Here is a 16,222-nt window from a genome sequence, read left to right on the forward strand (position 1 = left end):
CTCTACGGGAAAGATTGAGAATTGTTCTCGGGTGAAGGCGACTATCGGTCCCGAATCGCTCGCGGAGCATGCCGTGATTCGGAGTCAGCACGGGCCGCAGGGTGCCTAAAAGCTGGCTCAAAGGATGAATCATCTGGCTTTTGGGTTGAGATTGCACCGATATGGCGAGAAGGGTGTGATTGCCGTGGATATGGTGACTGGCATGGAACCAGTTCTGAAATTTGTACGGCGTTGGGGCGCCCCCGTGGCGGCCGTCATCTTCTTCTCCCTGTGGTGTGTGGCCGAGGCAGGCAGAATGGGAGGGTCCTGGTTCTCGTGGTCAGGGAACTGGCCGCTGGCCTTGATGACATTGGCTGTTGCCACGGCGTCCTGGAAACCCCTGGTGTCTCTTGGGTTCACGGTTGCGCTCCTTGCCGGACAGTTGAGTCATGCCCTGCCGCCTATGTATTCCAATCACTGGGCCATCTACTTGGGTTCCTTTGTCGCTCTTGGCTTCATCATGTGGACCGCTCCACCGCGGCTGCGGTTCATCGCTGGGGGCGCGAACGTGGTCGCCGCTGCTGTCATGGCGTTCCTGATGCTCTCGTGGAGATACGGCGACGGTGTCGGCTGGTATCCGCCGGCGTACGCCGGAGACCGGTGGATGCTGCAGGACTATGGCTGGCAGCTGTTAGCCCTCCTCCTGGTGATCGCCGGGGCCTGCGCCGCCGTCGGACTTCTACTCGCTCTATATCAGGAACGGGGCAGTCTATTCCGGGCCCGGGAGCTTGCGCAGAGCAGCATGAAGGAAACCGAGATCGACCTCATCGTGGAGCAGGAACGGACACGCATCGCCCGCGATCTGCACGATGTCCTCGCCCATTCCCTCGCAGTCATCGCCGCCCAGGCCGACGGGACCCGCTATCTGAGCAAGGACCAGCCCAAGGTCGTCCTCAATGCCCTGGGCACCATCGCCCGGTCCGCCCGCAGCGCCCTTGTGGATGCCCAGCGCGTGATCGAAGGAGTACGCGATGACGGCATGGTGACGCCCCAGCCGCGGCTGAGCGACATCCCGGCACTAATCGAAGGGATGCAGCGCGGCAGTTTGAAGATCCACCCCAGCGAGTCCGGGTCGCCCGTGGAACTCTCCACCGGACAGGAAATGGCGGTCTTCAGGATCGTTCAGGAGTGCCTGACCAATGCCCTCAAACATGGCGGGCGCGGCACGGATGTGCGGCTCCACTTTGACTGGAGCGGGCCGGGCCTGACTCTGCACGTGGCCTCGGCCGTTGACCCGGCCGAACAAGACGGCGCTACGAATCCGGCCACCGCCCGGGTCGGGAGGGGACTTCCGGGCATGCGCGAACGCGCCCATCTGGCCGGCGGCTGGCTGACGGCCGGACCGGACGGCGAACACTTCCGGGTGACAGTCTTCATCCCCTACGGAACCCGGGAAACGAGGGCAGCGGACGATACAGCCGGCGCCGAAGCCGGGGGAACTTTCGTTGAAATTTCAGGTGCGGAAGCCCCGCCGGCACTGGCCGCAACAGGCCTCCCCCTGCCGACAGGGGCCGCACGGGAAGCAGGCGACCGTGGCTGATGCCGGTGCGCGCATCACCGTGGCCCTGGTGGACGACCAGCCCTTGTTCCGGGCGGGTATCCGCATGCTGATAGAGAGCCAGAAGGACTTGGAACTCTCGGGAGAGGCCGGTAACGGGGAAGAGGCGGTGACCCTGGCAATCGACCGGCGCCCGGACGTCATGCTGATGGACCTGCGGATGCCGATCATGGATGGCGTCGAAGCCACCCGGCGGATCGTGCAGCACGCCGCGGCGGCCGGAACCGACAAGCCAAAGATCATTGCGCTGACGACCTTCAACAGAGATCAGGCCGTGGTCCAGGCCGTGCAGGCCGGGGCGAGCGGGTATCTGCTCAAGAGCGCGGAACCGGAATTCCTGCTGGCAGCGATCCGGACCGTCCACTCCGGATACTCCGTCATCGCGCCAGGATCCATCCACTCTCTCTTCGAGCATGCTGCCCGCAACGTTCCCGCTGTGGGTCCGGACTTGTCCGTACTTAACGTCCTGTCCGTGCGGGAGCGGGACGTCTTTCTACTCGCGGCCAAAGGCCTCAGCAATGGTGAAATGGCGGAGAGTCTGTTCGTCTCTGAAGCCACCATCAAAACTCACCTGCGCAGTGTGTTGGACAAACTGGAACTCCGCACCCGGCTCCAGCTGGTCGCATTCGCCCACGAACGCCGCCTACTGGGCACCTGAACAGACCACCAGAGGGATCCGCAACGGGTCATTAGCCGAACAAGAGCGCTGCTGTCCTGGGAGCTCTAGCCTTCCAACACCTGATCGTTGATGGGGGTTCCCGAATATCCGACCGGTCGGCGCCGCGGGCCGCTGGGCACCGACGCTGTTTATGATGGTGCAACTCCTGTGGCCTATTGGGGACCTGGAACCAGGGCGCCGGCTGCGCGGCTGATTCCACGTTCAGGCCTCGGTTCCGCCGTCCACGCGCAGCACGACGCCGGTGATGTAGGAGGCCTGATCCGAAAGGAGGAAAGCGGTTGCGTTGGCAATGTCTTCGGGTTGGCCCAGGTGCTTCATCGGGATCTCAGCGGCGTAGGCGGCCTTGGACTCGGTAGGCAGGGAAGCCAACGCCGCGGTTTCAATGGCACCGGGGGCCACGGCGTTAACGCGGATGCCTTGTTCGGCGGTTTCCTTGGCGACGCTGCGGGTCAAGGAAACCACGCCGTGCTTTGCGGCACCATAGGGGGTCAAATGCGGGGTGGCGCTGATGCCTGCCAGCGAGGCGATATTCACGATCGAACCACATCCCTGTTCCAGAAAGTGTGCGACCTGGGACTGCATGGCCAAGAAGGTACCCCGCAGGGTGACGTTGATGGTGCGGTCCCAGTCCGCGGCGGTGATCTCCTGCACGGGCGTGGGCATGGCTCCTACCCCGGCGTTGTTCACTGCCATGTCCAAACGGCCGAAGGACTCGATGGCGAAGGGAACCAGCGCATTGACCTCCTCGGCGTTGGAGACATTGGCATGCTTGTAGGCCGCTCGACCGCCGGTGGCCTCAATGAGCGCCACGGTCTCGGCACCGGCTTCGTCGTTGACGTCAGAGACGATGATCGAGGCACCGTCTGCGGCCAGTCGCAGGGCAATGGCACGTCCGATTCCGGCTCCGGCTGCCGTGACGAGGGCTACTTGGTTTTCCAAAAACATGTGAACACTCTCCTCCTTGGGGAAAATTGCTGGCGCAATAGGGGTGGTGTTGGATTTTTATCCGGATGCGGCCTCGCGCCGTGATTCCCAGCGTCGCAGCAACAAGGCGACCAAGACTGCTGCGGCAATTCCAATGACCGTGAAAATGACTCGCTCAATGGTCAGTTCGAATCCGCGCTCGACATCGCCAAGAGAAGCGAAGATCAACAGCATCGGTGTCAAGGCCAGTGCCTGCATGAGGTAGGCCCCGCCCATGGAATACCAGACCAGGAAGAACAAGCACAGTACAGCCACAATGACGGCGCCCCAGACGGGCAGGAACAACACGGCCAGCAAAGCGATAATGGCCCCCAGGAAGGTGCCGATGAGGCGTCCGTTGAGGGTCTCGCGCCGCTGATTGGCTAGTGGTCGCAGGGCCATCAGTACGGTCACCGCGACCCAGTAACCATGGGGGATGTTGTTGGCCAGCGCCCAGTACATGATCGCAGCACACAATAGGCCTACCGCGATGCCGTGCTCCCACGCGGTGCGTTTTTCCACCGGAAGTGTAGGAGCCTGGAACTTGAGCAGGCGGGTGATCAGGGCGCCGGCCAACCCTCCGGCAAGGATCCACAGCACCGCGGACCACCAGGGGAGGTTGATGGGACCGGGGCCAAAGAGGATCACCATGACCGGAGTCAGCGAGAGCAGTCCGGCGGAGCGCTGGTTGGTGGCTGCAAAGAGGATCGCAGAGACGAACATAAGCACGGCGATGGCCCAGGGCGTTGAACCTGCCAAGGACGCCAAGCCGCCAAGTGCGGCACCGACGATCACCAGCAGTGCTGCCTGGCGCGGCTTGCTGACGGGAGTGACCGCCATGCCCAATCCCATGGCCAGCCCGAATCCCATGCTGGCCGAGGTCCCTCCGAACACGCTCACGATGACAGAGGGAATCATGATGGTCACGAGGAGCTTGAGCGCTATCGGTAGGGTCCCCGATTGGGGACGGCTAAAAATCACCATGGTGTCATTGCCTTTGCATGGATTGGCGGGCAGCACGAGTACCAGCCCTCCGCGGACGGATGGGCTGAAAAGATCGGCATAAATACCCACGATATCGTCGCGAATCCACCCCGCACGCATGATGGGGAATCATTATTCCCATGGCAGGAATCGCCCCGCAGATCCGCGGAGTCTGCTACACCCGAAAGATGCGCGGGAGGTTGCCTGGGCTGTTGGCCACGCTTGTCCGCACCGTCGCACGTGGTCTGGACACGCCGTTTCCATCGAGGCCAACAAACAAATCCCGCCTAAATACTCAGGGAAGTTCGGCCACCAATCCCAGGGCTGCATCGAAATCCTCGTACCGTTCCTGGGTCATTGCGAACACGTGACACAACCATCTACCCGATTGGGCACCGGTTCAATGGCAGCGGCCTCGGGTTGGTCCCTGACCATCGATGTTGGAAGCCGACGGCGGTCTTCGCATCGATGTCTCTAGTGGTGTCCTCCGTTCGACGACCACACAGAGCCAAGCCCTTGCCGAACCTTCCACTGGCAAGGCCTCCCGGGCCGATACCGCTGTCCAGCATGAACAACGCCAAAACACCGAAGCCACAATCCGCCGGTCTACTACGCATCCCAAAGTTTGGGTGCGACATTTATCGCTGCAAGAAATGCGACATTTAGCGCCGAAAAACCACACGTTTCCGCAGCCGGACCATTCCCGTATACCCCGCCCGCAAAAATGCCCGGTGAAGGGAAGGCAAACGGGACATCAAGACCATGACCGGATTCCTCATCGGATACGCCCGAGTATCCACGAACGCCCAAGTCCTCAATGGTCGCGAAGTCAAGCTCAGCATGGGAGGCTCCGTCCACGATCATCCCGTCTACCGAGCCATCAACCGCTCAGGCGACGCCGCATGACCTCCTAGCCTGAAATTTCCGTACCGATTCTCCTCGGACCCCGAACGCACGCGGCTCCGAGACTTGTGCAGAGGACTCCGGATATTCGCTACAGACGCGTCTTCGGAAAATGACACCAGCAGGCTGCCTCAGCCGGTTGACTCAGTGCTTGCCCGCCACCCATGCAGCGGCCTCGGCCAGTGACGGATGCTGCCACTGGAAGCCGGCGGCCTCCAGAACTGCCGGTTCCATCCGCTGGCTGGGCAGGATCAGTTCGTCGGCCAACTGACCCAGGACCAGGCGCAGGGCCGGCGACGGTACCCGGAAAAACGCCGGGCGGTGGAGCGCGGATGCCAGGGCGCCGACCAATGCGTTGACGTCAGCGCTCTCGCGGGCGCAGACGTTGACCGGTCCGTGGAGCCCGGAGTCTGCGAGGAACAGAAATGCTGCGGCGACGTCCGGAAGCGTGATCCACGGCCAGTACTGCCTGCCGTGTCCCAGTGGACCGCCCAGCCCGAGGCGAAGCAGCGGCAGCATCGGACCCAGAGCGCCACCTGCAGGGCTGAGGACGACTCCGGTGCGTGGGGTGATCACGCGGACACCTGCCGGCGCCTGATGCGCGGCGGCCTCCCACTCGACGCAGATTCGGGACAAAATGCCCGAACCCGGCGACGCATCCTCCCGGAGCTGGGCGGACCCCGAATCGCCGTAGTACCCTGACGCCGACTGGCTGATAAACGTCCGCGGCGGGTGGTCAAGCGTGGCCATGGCGGCGGTCAGTGTGTTGGTGGCAGCCAACCGCGACGTCAACAGCTCGTCGATCCGGCGTCTGGTCCAGCGCCTGTCCCCGATCCCGGCGCCGGAGAGGTTGATCACGGTGTCCGCGCCCGCCAAGGCTTGGGGATCGAGCCGCTGCACTGCCGGGTCCCAGCGGATTTCGGCCGCAGACGTGGGCTCGCGTCGAACGAGGGTGGTCACGTTATGGCCAGCCTCTCGCAGCGTTGCGGACAGGTGGGTCCCGATCATTCCTGAGGCTCCGGCAATAAGGATGTGCATGATCCATCTCACCACGGCCCGCACGCCGCCTGCACCTCCCACGGCCCGCACGCCGCCGGCACCTCCCTCGGACCGTACCGGGAGTTGACTATGATCGAACGATGACTTCTTCGAGCTACTTCCGGTTTCCGCATGTCCACGGCGAGCTGGTCACGTTTGTGGCAGAGGACGACGTATGGATCGCACCGCTCAGCGGCGGCCGTGCATGGCGCGTGTCATCACTGCAGCTGCCCGCCCGCAATCCGCGGTTTACGCCTGACGGCAAGCGGCTGGTCTGGACTGTTGTCCAGGGAACCGCCCCGGAAGTTGTCTCGGCGGAGGTGGACGGCGGTGGCTACCGGCAACTGACGTATTTCGGCCACGCCACAACCAAGGTCAAAGGCTTCACCGCCGCCGGCGACGTAGTGGTGACCAGCGCGTTCCGCCAGGCCGAAAGCCGGCATACCTACGCTTACAGCGTCCCGGTCGACGGCGGGTCGGCTGAGGAGCTCCCCTTTGGGCCGGTCGAATCCGTGGCCTTCGGTCCCGAAGTGGGGGACGAGCGGCCCGTAGTCCTGGCCAGCGTGCTCTCCCGTGAACCGGCCTGGTGGAAGCGGTACCGCGGCGGTACCGCCGGCAAGCTCTGGATTGACACCGACGGAAACGGCGAGTTCGAGCGACTGGTTCCCCAGCTCGACGGAAACCTCGCAGATCCGCTGTGGGTGGACGGGCGCATCGCATTCCTGTCAGACCACGAGGGTTACGGAAACCTGTACTCGGTGCTGCCCGGCGGCGGCGATCTCCGACGACACACCGATCACGAGGACTTCTACGTCCGGCATGCATCCACTGACGGGGAGCGGGTCATCTTCGAATCGGCCGGTGAACTCTGGATCCTGCACGATCTGTCCTCTGCCGCGGTACGGCTGGACCTTTCGCTGGGCTCGGCATCTCAATCGCGCCGCCCGGGCCTGCTGAAAACCTCCAAACACCTGGGCGCGGTGGCGCCGGATGACAGCGGCTCCGCCAGCGTCGTGGAGGCCCATGGCACGCTTCACTGGCTCCGCCACAAGGACGGCCCGTCGCGTATCGTAGAGGCCACCCCGGGTGTCCGCGCGAGGCTCCCCAGGCCGCTCGACGGCGGCCGCCTCGCCTACGTCGCAGATCACGACGGCGTGGAGGCGATCTACATCAAGGAGATTGCCGCGCCGGTGCCCGACACCCTGGTTCCTGCCGTTACGGCAGCCCCCGTCGCCGCACCCGCGGCAGTGGATCGGGACCAACCGGAAGCACCGCTGCCCCGGCCGGTTCCCGCGGCGGCATCATCCGCAACTGTGGCTGCCGACGTCGTTGTCCCGGTGCCGGATGACTCCCCGTCTAGCAAATCCCCGGCCGACGTGCCCCCCAGCCCGGCAGAAGCTGTGGTCAACTCGGGACCGTCAGTCCTGACCCGCGTCGCCTTCCCCAAGCCCTCACGCGCCAGCGCCCTGGAAGCGAGCCCCGATGGCCGGTGGATTGCCGTGGGAACCTCCTTCGGCGACATTTATGTGGCGGACACAGCCACCGGGGACCTATCCCTGGTCACCAGCATCGGCGAGGGAAGCATCGCGGAAATCGCGTGGTCCCCGGACTCCCAGTGGCTTGCCTGGTCCGAACCCGTCACCTCGTTCGGCTCCCGGAGCCGGCTCCGGCTCGCCAACGCCACGGATCTGGTGGGCGGCATCGTCGAGGTCACGGACGGCCGTTTCTGCGACCTGTCCCCAAGTTTCACGCCGGACGGAAAGTTCCTGGCCTTCCTGTCCAACCGCAGCTTTGACCCGGTCTACGACGGGCACTCGTTTGACCTGTCTTTCCCCAGCCCCATCAAGCCGTATCTGGTGGCACTGGCGGCCACAACGCCGTCGCCGTTTGGCCCTGCCGTTGACCTGGCCCCTGCCGCAAGCGCGGACAGCACGGATGCAGACGCGGCGGCAGGCGCTGCACCAGTGAGTGCGGTCCGTGTGGATCCGGCCGGCTTGGCGCACCGTGTTATTGGCGTTCCCGTTCCCCAGGGCAACTACACGTCACTGACCTCAACGGAGGGCGCGCTGCTGTGGCTGGACTGGGCCCTGGCCGGGGTCACTGGCGACGGCAAAGCCAGCCAGGACGACAAGGACGCCCGCCCCAGCCTGGTCCGGTTCGACCTGGCCCGCCGGAAGTCAGCCACGCTGGTGGAAGCCCTGGACAGCTACCGGCTCTCCGGCGACGGAAAAAAGGTGGTGCTCATCCACGACAAACAGGTCAGCGTGGTTCCCTCTGCCGCCAAGGCAGATGAGGAATCCGGCCAGCTGGTCAAGGTGGATCTGGGCCGGATCCGCGTGATGATGGATCCCCTCAGCGTCTGGGGCCAGGCGTTCGATGAAGCCTGGCGCCTGCAGCGCGACTTCTTCTGGGCCGAAGACATGGCAGGACAGGATTGGGAATCCATCCACAAACGCTACCGTCCGGTCGTTGACCGGCTGGGGTCCCACGACGACCTGGTGGACCTGCTCTGGGAGCTGCACGGGGAACTGGGCACCTCGCATGCCTACGTCCGGCCCGCGGCGGTCACGGAAAACGGAAGCAACGGTCAGGGACGCCTCGGCGCAGATTTCGCGTTCACAGCGACAGGCTGGGAGATCACCCGCATCCTTGCCGGCGAGTCCTCTGACCCGCTGGCCACTTCGCCGCTGACCCGGCCCGGTGCCGCCGCGATTGCCGGGGACGTAGTACTGGCCGTCGACGGAGTGCCGCTGTCCGCCACGGTGAGCCCCGCGATGCAGTTGGTGGGCGCTGCCGGACGGGCCGTGGAGCTGACACTGCGCAACGGAACCGGTCATGGCGCAGAGGCAGGGGCGCAGCGGCGGATCGCCGTGATCCCGGTCAGGGACGAGGAGCGGCTGCGCTACCAGGAGTGGGTGGCCGCGAACCGCGGGATCGTCCGGGAGGCCTCCGGCGGCCGCTACGGGTACCTGCACATCCCGGACATGATGGCGAACGGCTGGGCGCAGCTGCACCGCGACCTGGACACCGAAACTGCCCTCGACGGCCTCATCGTGGACGTCCGCCGGAACCGTGGCGGCCACACGTCCCAGCTGGTGGCGGAACTGATTGGCCGGAAGGTCACCGGCTGGAGCATGCCCCGCGGCGAACGTCCGCGGACCTACCCGCACCACGCACCGCGGGGTCCGGTGATCATCCTCGCCGATGAATTTGCCGGCTCCGACGGCGACATCATCACCCAGGTCTCCAAGCTGCGGGGGATCGGCCCGGTGATCGGCACGCGCACCTGGGGCGGCGTGGTGGGGATCGATAACAGGTTCGCCCTGGCCGACGGCACCGGCGTGACCCAGCCGCGGTACGCCACCTGGTTTGGTGGCGGTGTGGGCTGGTCGGTGGAAAACTACGGCGTGGATCCCGACATCGAAGTGCTCTACCCGCCGCACGCTTATGCAGCCGGCAGGGACCCCCAGCTGGAATACGGGATCGGTGCGCTCAGGGAAATGATCCAGGAGCTGCCGACCGACAAGCCCCCGGTCCGCGAAGGCTACCGCCGCCTGAAGCCCGCGCCGCTTCCGGCCCGCCGGCATGGCGGCTAAGACCGTGCGGCGACAATAGACCAAAGAAGGCCCTGCCCCTCCCGGAAGTCCGGACGGGGCAGGGCCTTCTCCGTTTCAGGAGCAGCCAGCGTCACTAGCGAACGCGGCTGCCGCCTGGGTGGATCAGGATTCCAGGGATGCGTCCAAGGTGATCTCGATGCTGGCCAGCGCGCCGGAGACCGGGCAGCCGGTCTTGGCCTCGCCGGCGATCCGCTGGAACTCCTCTTCGGAGATGCCGGGGATCTTGGCGGACATCGTCAGGTGGCTCCCCGTGATGCCGGTGCCGGGAACGAACGTCACATCGGCTTTGGTGTTGACTTCTTCCGGAGCATGTCCGGCCTGGGCGAGCATGTTGCTGAATGCCATCGAGAAGCAGCTCGCGTGCGCTGCCGCGATGAGTTCTTCCGGGCTGGTCTTGCCCCCTGCCGCTTCGGTGCGTGCCTTCCAGGTAACCTCAAATGTGCCCAGGCCGGAGCTGTCCAGCGTGGTCTGACCCGACCCTGTCATCAGGTCGCCGTTCCATACTGTGTGCGCGGTGCGTATTGCTGCCATGTCCACTCCTCAAATCGGTTCGAACCGGGACCGGCCGTTCCCTGGCCCCGCCACTTCCAATCCTAGGGATTGAGCGGGGGCCGTGCACAGGGTGTCCGCTCTCAGTGGATTGTGACTGTGCGCGTGGCCGGCAGCCGACGAAGGCCCGGCGGTTAGTCCGCGTGGCCGTTAAACTGCGACGGCGCCGCTCCCGGATGAGGGGAGCAGCGCCGTCGGGGGCGGTTCGGCCAGCGATCAGTTCCAGAGCGTGGCGATTGCCACGTTGAGAAGCGCAAGTCCGCCAACTCCGTGGGCCAGGCCTTTGCTGATGGCCTCTCCCTTTTTGTATTTGCGGCGGCCGATGAAAGCCAGCACGCCGACGGCCAGGGCGATCGCGAACTTGATGCCCAACTTGAAGTAGTTCGCGTCCATATCCAGGGCCGGGATCAGGCCCATCAGCACAATGCCGGTGACGAGCTGAAGGGCTGCGCCATCGAACTGCCGGGGATGGACCGTGGGGGTCTTCATGTTCCCGATCCAGATGCCGACGATCATGGCGGCGCCGACGATGTGCAGGAAGACCACGATGTTGTACACGATAATCATGCGACCAGTCTACGCAGGGCTTCTACACCATGTAGTAAGGCGGACCGCAGGGTTCTGGTGTGTCGGCGGAGACACTGGCTCCTTGGCTTAAAGCGCGACGGCGGTGCACGGGTTCCGGTGGTTTCCCACCGCTGCGTGCACCGCCGTCGTCCGGTCTTGCTCGGGGCTAGAGTCCCAGATCGGCCTCGAAGGCGCCTTCTTCGAGGCGGGCCTTCAGGGTCTGGAGGAAGCGTCCTGCGTCCGCTCCGTCCACCAGGCGGTGGTCGTACGTGAGGGACAGGTACATCATGGAGCGGATGGCGATCGAGTCGTCACCGTTCTCATCGGCCACCACCACGGGGCGCTTGACGATAGCGCCCGTGCCCAGGATGCCCACCTGCGGCTGGTTGATGATCGGGGTGTCGAACAGTGCGCCGACCGAACCGATGTTGGTGATGCTGAACGTTCCACCGGACAGTTCGTCCGGGCCGATCTTGCCGTCGCGGGTGCGGCCGGCAACGTCTGCGATCTTGCCGGCCAGCCCGGCCAGGTTCAGGTTGCCGGCATCGGTGACGACCGGAACCAGCAGGCCCTTGTCCGTGTCCACCGCAATCGCCAGGTGCTCGGCGTTGTGGTAGGTGATCTCCTGCTTGTCCTCGTCGTACGCAGCGTTGAGCTTGGGGTGCTGCTTGAGGGCCTCGGCCACGGCCTTGGCGATGAACGGCAGGAAGGTGAGCTTGACGCCGTTCTGGGCCAGGAACGAGTTCTTGGCCTTCAGGCGCAGCTTGGCCACCTTGGTCATGTCCACTTCATGCACCTGCGTAAGCTGCGTGGAGATTTCAAGGGATTCGCGCATGCGGCGGGCAATGACCTGGCGGATGCGGGGAGCCTTCTGCGTGGTACCGCGCAGAGAGGAGGCTGCCGGACCCGCCGGAGCGGCGGACGGCTTGGCCGGTGCAGCTGCGGGGGGAGCAGCCTTGGCTTCTGCCGCCGCGAGGACGTCCTGCTTGCGGATGCGCCCACCAACGCCGGTGCCGGACAGTGATCCGACGTCCACGCCGTGCTGGTTGGCCAGCTTCCGGACCAAGGGCGTCACGTAGCCGGATTCGCCACCCGCAGCAGGCTCGGCCGCGGGTGCCGGGGCTGAAACTGGAGCCGGTGTTGCCGCCGCGGCCGGTGCCGCCGGAGCGGCCTCTGCCTTGGGTGCAGCGGGAGCCGGTGCCGCGGCGGGCGCTGGTGCCGCAGGCTCAGCGGCGGGCGCCGGAGCTGCTGCCGGTGCCGGAGCGGAGGCTGCGGGGGCAGTCGCGCCGGAGCCGATGACAGCGAGGACTGCGCCAACTTCGGCCGTTTCGTCTTCGTTGACCCGGATTTCCTGCAGCGTTCCCGCGACGGGCGACGGGATTTCGGTGTCAACCTTGTCCGTGGAAACCTCGAGGAGCGGCTCATCCACTGCAACGGTGTCGCCCACGGCCTTCAGCCAGCGGGTGACGGTTCCTTCAGTGACGCTTTCGCCCAATGCCGGGAGGGTGACGTCGTGGGTTTCGCCGTCCGACGCGGCGGGTGCTGCCGCTGCGGGAGATTCTGCAGCCGGTGCTTCGGCGGCCGGAGCCTCCTCTGCGGGTGCCTGCCCAGCTGGTGCGGCGGGGGCTTCCTCGGCCGGTGCTGCGGCTTCGGCGGCCGCGCCGCCGCCGGAGCCGTCGCCGATGCGGACCAAGGGAGCGCCTACTTCGGCGGTCTCGTCTTCGGCAACGAGGATTTCCTCGATGATGCCGGCAACCGGAGAGGGGATTTCGGTGTCTACTTTGTCGGTGGAAACCTCGAGCAGCGGTTCGTCCACCTCTACCCGGTCACCTACCTGCTTGAGCCAGCGGGTGACGGTTCCTTCGGTGACGCTCTCACCGAGGGCGGGCAAGTTAACGGATTCAGACATGTCGTCCCCGTTCTCCTTATTGATCTTTTGTGCGGATGATGGCTGGCTTGTTCGAGCTTAGTGAACCCGGCGGATCACGCCGGGGGCACTAAGCCCTGTTGTCTTGCGGTGGTGCGGGCGGAACTGCTAGCCATGCAGGGGCTTGCCGGCTAGGGCCAAGTGGGCCTCGCCCAGGGACTCGTTCTGAGTCGGGTGTGCGTGGACCAGTTGGGCCACGTCCTCCGGGTAGGCTTCCCAGTTCACGATCAGCTGGGCCTCGCCGATCTGCTCGCCCATGCGGGCGCCGATCATGTGGACGCCGACCACGGGGCCGTCCTTCTGGCGGACCAGCTTGACGAGGCCGCCGGTGCCCAGGATGGAGCTTTTGCCGTTGCCGGCGAGGTTGTATTCCTGGGTCTGGATCTGGTCGTCACCGAACTTGGCCTTGGCGGCCTTTTCCGTGTAGCCCACCGTGGCGATTTCGGGCTCGGAGTAGGTGACCTTGGGGATGTTGACGTCTTCGACGACGACGGGCTTCAGGCCGGCGATTTCCTCGGCGACGAAGATGCCCTGCTGGTAGCCGCGGTGTGCCAGCTGGACGCCGGGGACGATGTCGCCGACGGCATAGACGTTGCCGACACCGGTGTGCAGACGCTCGTTGGTGATGACGAAGCCGCGGTCGATGGTCAGACCGGCCTCTTCGTAGCCGAGGTTGGCCGTGACCGGGCCGCGGCCGACGGCCACAAGCATCAGGTCGGCTTCGAAGGTCTTGCCGTCCACGAGGGTGACCTTCACGCCGTCGGCGTTCTGCTCAACGCCCTGGAAGAACGTGCCGGTGGAGAACTTGATGCCGCGCTTCTTGAAGGCGCGCTCGAAGGCCTTGACGATTGTCGCGTCCTCGTTCGGGACCAGCGAAGGCAGGCCCTCGATGATGGTGACGTCGACGCCGAAGGACTTCCAAACCGAAGCGAACTCGACGCCGATCACGCCGCCGCCCAGGATGATCGCGCTCTTGGGGATGAAATCCATGGTGAGGGCTTCGTCGGAGGTAATGACCTTGCCGCCGATTTCCAGGCCCGGCAGCGACCGGGAGTAGGAGCCGGTCGCGAGGACAATGTTCTTGCCCTTGTACGCGGTACCGTTCACGACTACGGTATCGGTGCCCTGGAGCTTGCCTTCGCCTTCGATGACGGTGATGCCTTTTTTGCCCTTGATGAGACCCTGCAGGCCTTTGAACTTGCCGGCGATGATCCCGTCTTTGTAAGCGTTGACAGCGGTGATGTCGATGCTGTCAAGAGTGACGTTGACGCCGTACTTTGCCGAGTCGCGGGCGTGGTCGGCCAGTTCAGCGGAGTGCAGCAGGGCCTTGGTGGGGATACAGCCGTTGTGCAGGCAGGTGCCGCCGAGCTTGCCCTTTTCGATCAGGCCAACGGTGAGGCCAAGCTGAACGGCACGCAGGGCAGTTGCGTAACCGCCGCTGCCGCCGCCGAGTACCAGGATGTCGAATTCTTGCGCAGTTGCCTGATCGGCCACTAAAACGCTCCCTCGCGTGAACGATGACACGAGAGTACGCATCATCTGGTCTTGAAACTTCCCTGCCGTGATTATGCCAGCAGGACAGTTCCCTTTCATTTGTGACTACCGGAGTTCACCTTAGCGAACCACTAATACATGCTCCACCTTGCCGTCGGGTTTGTGGGGCGCTTGTGGTGAGAGTCACGCGGCTTTGTGTCCAAGGATTCACGGAGGTGTCACAAAGCCGCGTGACACTTCAAAAGCCGCCGGTCAGGCGGCAGCTGCCAGGATGTCCTCCACGTAAGCCACCAGTGTGCGGACGGTGCAGCCTGTGCCCTGCTTGTGCGTGTAGCCGTAAGGGCTTCCGTTGTTGAAGGACGGGCCGGCGATGTCGATGTGCGCCCAGGGAATCTGTTCCCCGTCCTTGCCCTTGCCCACAAACTCGCGCAGGAAGACAGCCGCGGTCATCATGCCGCCGTGGCGTTCGCCGATGTTGGCGAGGTCGGCCACCTGGGAGTCGATGCTCGGGCGCAGTTCCTCCGGCAGCGGCATGGGCCACACCAGTTCGCCCGCGCGGTCTGCGGCGGCCTTGATCGGTCCGGTGACGCTGTCAGAGCCCATGACGCCCGCAGTCCTGTTGCCGAGGGCGATGAGCTGCGCGCCCGTGAGGGTGGCGACGTCGATGATGGCGTCAGGGTATTCACGGCTCGCCGCGACGATGCCGTCTGCCATCACCAGGCGGCCCTCGGCGTCGGTGTTCAGCACTTCCACGGTCTTGCCGCCGAACATGGTGAGCACATCAGCAGGCCGTGAAGCTGCACCGGAGGGCATGTTTTCAGCGATGCAGAGCCAGGCGGTCGCCTTCACCGGCAGACCCAGTCCTGCGATCGCCAGCACGGTGTTAAGGACGACGGCGGCGCCCGCCATGTCGCTCTTCATGTCACCCATGCCAAGGGCCGGTTTAATGGAAATGCCGCCGGTGTCGAACGTTATGCCCTTGCCGACGAGGGCGATTTTTGCGGTTGCCTTTGCGGGCGCGTATTCGACCTTCACCAGGCGGGGCTGGCGGGTGGAGCCCTTGCCGACGCCCATGATGCCGCCGAAGCCTTCCTTTTCGAGGCGCTTTTCGTCCCAGACAGTCACCTTGACCGGCAGGCCCTTGGCCAGTTCCTTGGCGGCCTCGGCGAAGGATTCGGGGTACAGGTGGCTGGGCGGCTGGTTGACCAGGGAGCGCGTGGCGTTGACTGCTTGACCGATCAGGCCGGCACGCGTCAGCGCGGCGCGAAGCGCATCGTTGGGGGCAACGTCCGTGTAGATCAACGCGTTGCGGACCGGTTCCTTCAGTCCGTCCTTGGACGACCGGTACTCGGTGAAGGAATAGGCGCCCAGGGCCGCACCCTCGGCGACCGCAGCGACGTCGGCGACTGCCGCCGTCGGGAGCGCGAGGACAACAGTGGGCAGGCCGCCGAGCTGGCGGACGGCGGAACCCGCGGCACGCCGCAGGGACTCTTCGGTGAGCGGACGGCCAGCGGCCACCTTGCCGACACCGGCGAGAACCAGAACACCGGTACCCGTTTCCGGGAGGCCGGGCAGCCGGACGATCTGGTCAGCGGCGCCGGTGACACCCAGAACCTTGAGGGAATCGGTCAGTGCTTCCGCCGATTTTGCGGTCAGCGGGTTCGCAAGCAGGATAGGGCCGTCCGATCCCTGTCCCACGCCGATGACGACGGCGTCACTGGGGGTCCTCTTCAGGTCCTTGGCGAGGGTACTAAGGTTGATTTCAGTATTCTTGACCACGGGGTAAGTCCTCAATTCTCGAAAAGGCTGTTCGCGCTGGTATGGATGTCAGGCGTTCGGCCATGGAAATCCGGGGGCCGTCCGATCGGGACGCCGGGGTGCCGGTAATCCCGTCCGGCGGGCCA

Annotated in this window: 12 protein-coding genes; 4 read left to right on the plus strand and 8 right to left on the minus strand. The window is 65.0% G+C overall.

The genetic code is table 11. The features are described from left to right. Positions 1–202: 202 nt before the first annotated feature. Positions 203–1,579, plus strand: a complete 1,377-nt coding sequence (locus tag ACQCS0_RS09230; protein WP_354154336.1) for a histidine kinase — start codon at positions 203–205, stop codon at positions 1,577–1,579. Further along, positions 1,572–2,255 (plus strand): response regulator transcription factor, encoded by a 684-nt coding sequence (locus ACQCS0_RS09235; RefSeq protein ID WP_354159065.1) that lies wholly within the window; start codon positions 1,572–1,574, stop codon positions 2,253–2,255. Before ACQCS0_RS09230 ends, ACQCS0_RS09235 begins: the two co-directional genes overlap by 8 nt. A gap of 222 nt (positions 2,256–2,477) precedes the next feature. Here ACQCS0_RS09235 and ACQCS0_RS09240 read toward each other — a convergent pair whose 3' ends face one another. Together ACQCS0_RS09240 and ACQCS0_RS09245 are read right to left on the minus strand one after the other, a co-directional pair. Further along, positions 2,478–3,221, minus strand: coding sequence for an SDR family NAD(P)-dependent oxidoreductase (locus ACQCS0_RS09240; RefSeq protein ID WP_426940189.1), 744 nt, complete (start codon positions 3,219–3,221; stop codon positions 2,478–2,480). A gap of 57 nt (positions 3,222–3,278) precedes the next feature. Further along, positions 3,279–4,223 (minus strand): FUSC family protein, encoded by a 945-nt coding sequence (locus tag ACQCS0_RS09245; protein ID WP_354222890.1) that lies wholly within the window; start codon positions 4,221–4,223, stop codon positions 3,279–3,281. A 762-nt stretch (positions 4,224–4,985) separates the two neighbouring features. Between ACQCS0_RS09245 and ACQCS0_RS09250 the strand changes: the two genes are divergently transcribed. Beyond that, positions 4,986–5,129 (plus strand): hypothetical protein, encoded by a 144-nt coding sequence (locus ACQCS0_RS09250; protein WP_354222892.1) that lies wholly within the window; start codon positions 4,986–4,988, stop codon positions 5,127–5,129. A 141-nt stretch (positions 5,130–5,270) separates the two neighbouring features. Here the strand turns inward: ACQCS0_RS09250 and ACQCS0_RS09255 are convergent, their stop codons facing one another. Then, the gene (locus ACQCS0_RS09255; RefSeq protein WP_354222919.1) at positions 5,271–6,164 is read right to left on the minus strand and encodes a TIGR01777 family oxidoreductase; all 894 of its coding nucleotides are present in this window, start codon (positions 6,162–6,164) and stop codon (positions 5,271–5,273) included. 101 nt (positions 6,165–6,265) lie between these two features. Here ACQCS0_RS09255 and ACQCS0_RS09260 point away from each other — a divergent pair, with 101 nt between their 5' ends. Next, complete coding sequence (locus ACQCS0_RS09260; protein WP_426939479.1) at positions 6,266–9,760, plus strand: S41 family peptidase; 3,495 nt, start codon at positions 6,266–6,268, stop codon at positions 9,758–9,760. Positions 9,761–9,883: 123 nt separating this feature from the next. Here the strand turns inward: ACQCS0_RS09260 and ACQCS0_RS09265 are convergent, their stop codons facing one another. The 5 genes from ACQCS0_RS09265 to ACQCS0_RS09285 all read right to left on the minus strand — a co-directional run bounded on the left by ACQCS0_RS09265 (position 9,884) and on the right by ACQCS0_RS09285 (position 16,097). Then, positions 9,884–10,312 (minus strand): OsmC family protein, encoded by a 429-nt coding sequence (locus tag ACQCS0_RS09265; RefSeq protein ID WP_282330444.1) that lies wholly within the window; start codon positions 10,310–10,312, stop codon positions 9,884–9,886. Between the two features lie 234 nt (positions 10,313–10,546). Continuing rightward, positions 10,547–10,897 carry a hypothetical protein gene (locus tag ACQCS0_RS09270; RefSeq protein ID WP_354154329.1) on the minus strand — a complete coding sequence of 117 codons (351 nt, stop codon included), beginning with the start codon at positions 10,895–10,897 and terminating at the stop codon, positions 10,547–10,549. Between the two features lie 166 nt (positions 10,898–11,063). Beyond that, positions 11,064–12,806, minus strand: a complete 1,743-nt coding sequence (gene sucB, locus ACQCS0_RS09275; RefSeq protein WP_426939480.1) for a 2-oxoglutarate dehydrogenase, E2 component, dihydrolipoamide succinyltransferase — start codon at positions 12,804–12,806, stop codon at positions 11,064–11,066. A gap of 126 nt (positions 12,807–12,932) precedes the next feature. Next, positions 12,933–14,318, minus strand: coding sequence for a dihydrolipoyl dehydrogenase (gene lpdA, locus ACQCS0_RS09280; protein ID WP_282330441.1), 1,386 nt, complete (start codon positions 14,316–14,318; stop codon positions 12,933–12,935). Positions 14,319–14,570: 252 nt separating this feature from the next. Next, positions 14,571–16,097 carry a leucyl aminopeptidase gene (locus ACQCS0_RS09285; RefSeq protein WP_354222898.1) on the minus strand — a complete coding sequence of 509 codons (1,527 nt, stop codon included), beginning with the start codon at positions 16,095–16,097 and terminating at the stop codon, positions 14,571–14,573. Between the last annotated feature and the right edge of the window lie 125 nt (positions 16,098–16,222).

The sequence above is a fragment of the Pseudarthrobacter sp. S6 genome, from assembly GCF_050156575.1.
In the GTDB taxonomy this organism is placed as follows: Bacteria; Actinomycetota; Actinomycetes; order Actinomycetales; family Micrococcaceae; genus Arthrobacter.

Coding starts and splice junctions, on each gene's coding strand:
- ACQCS0_RS09250 (WP_354222892.1), top strand. CDS start 4,986: ATGACCGGATTCCTCATCGGATACGCCCGAGTATCCACGAACGCCCAA.
- ACQCS0_RS09270 (WP_354154329.1), bottom strand. CDS start 10,897: ATGATTATCGTGTACAACATCGTGGTCTTCCTGCACATCGTCGGCGCC.
- ACQCS0_RS09260 (WP_426939479.1), top strand. CDS start 6,266: ATGACTTCTTCGAGCTACTTCCGGTTTCCGCATGTCCACGGCGAGCTG.
- ACQCS0_RS09255 (WP_354222919.1), bottom strand. CDS start 6,164: ATGCACATCCTTATTGCCGGAGCCTCAGGAATGATCGGGACCCACCTG.
- sucB (WP_426939480.1), bottom strand. CDS start 12,806: ATGTCTGAATCCGTTAACTTGCCCGCCCTCGGTGAGAGCGTCACCGAA.
- ACQCS0_RS09265 (WP_282330444.1), bottom strand. CDS start 10,312: ATGGCAGCAATACGCACCGCGCACACAGTATGGAACGGCGACCTGATG.
- ACQCS0_RS09245 (WP_354222890.1), bottom strand. CDS start 4,223: ATGGTGATTTTTAGCCGTCCCCAATCGGGGACCCTACCGATAGCGCTC.
- ACQCS0_RS09230 (WP_354154336.1), top strand. CDS start 203: ATGGAACCAGTTCTGAAATTTGTACGGCGTTGGGGCGCCCCCGTGGCG.
- ACQCS0_RS09240 (WP_426940189.1), bottom strand. CDS start 3,221: ATGTTTTTGGAAAACCAAGTAGCCCTCGTCACGGCAGCCGGAGCCGGA.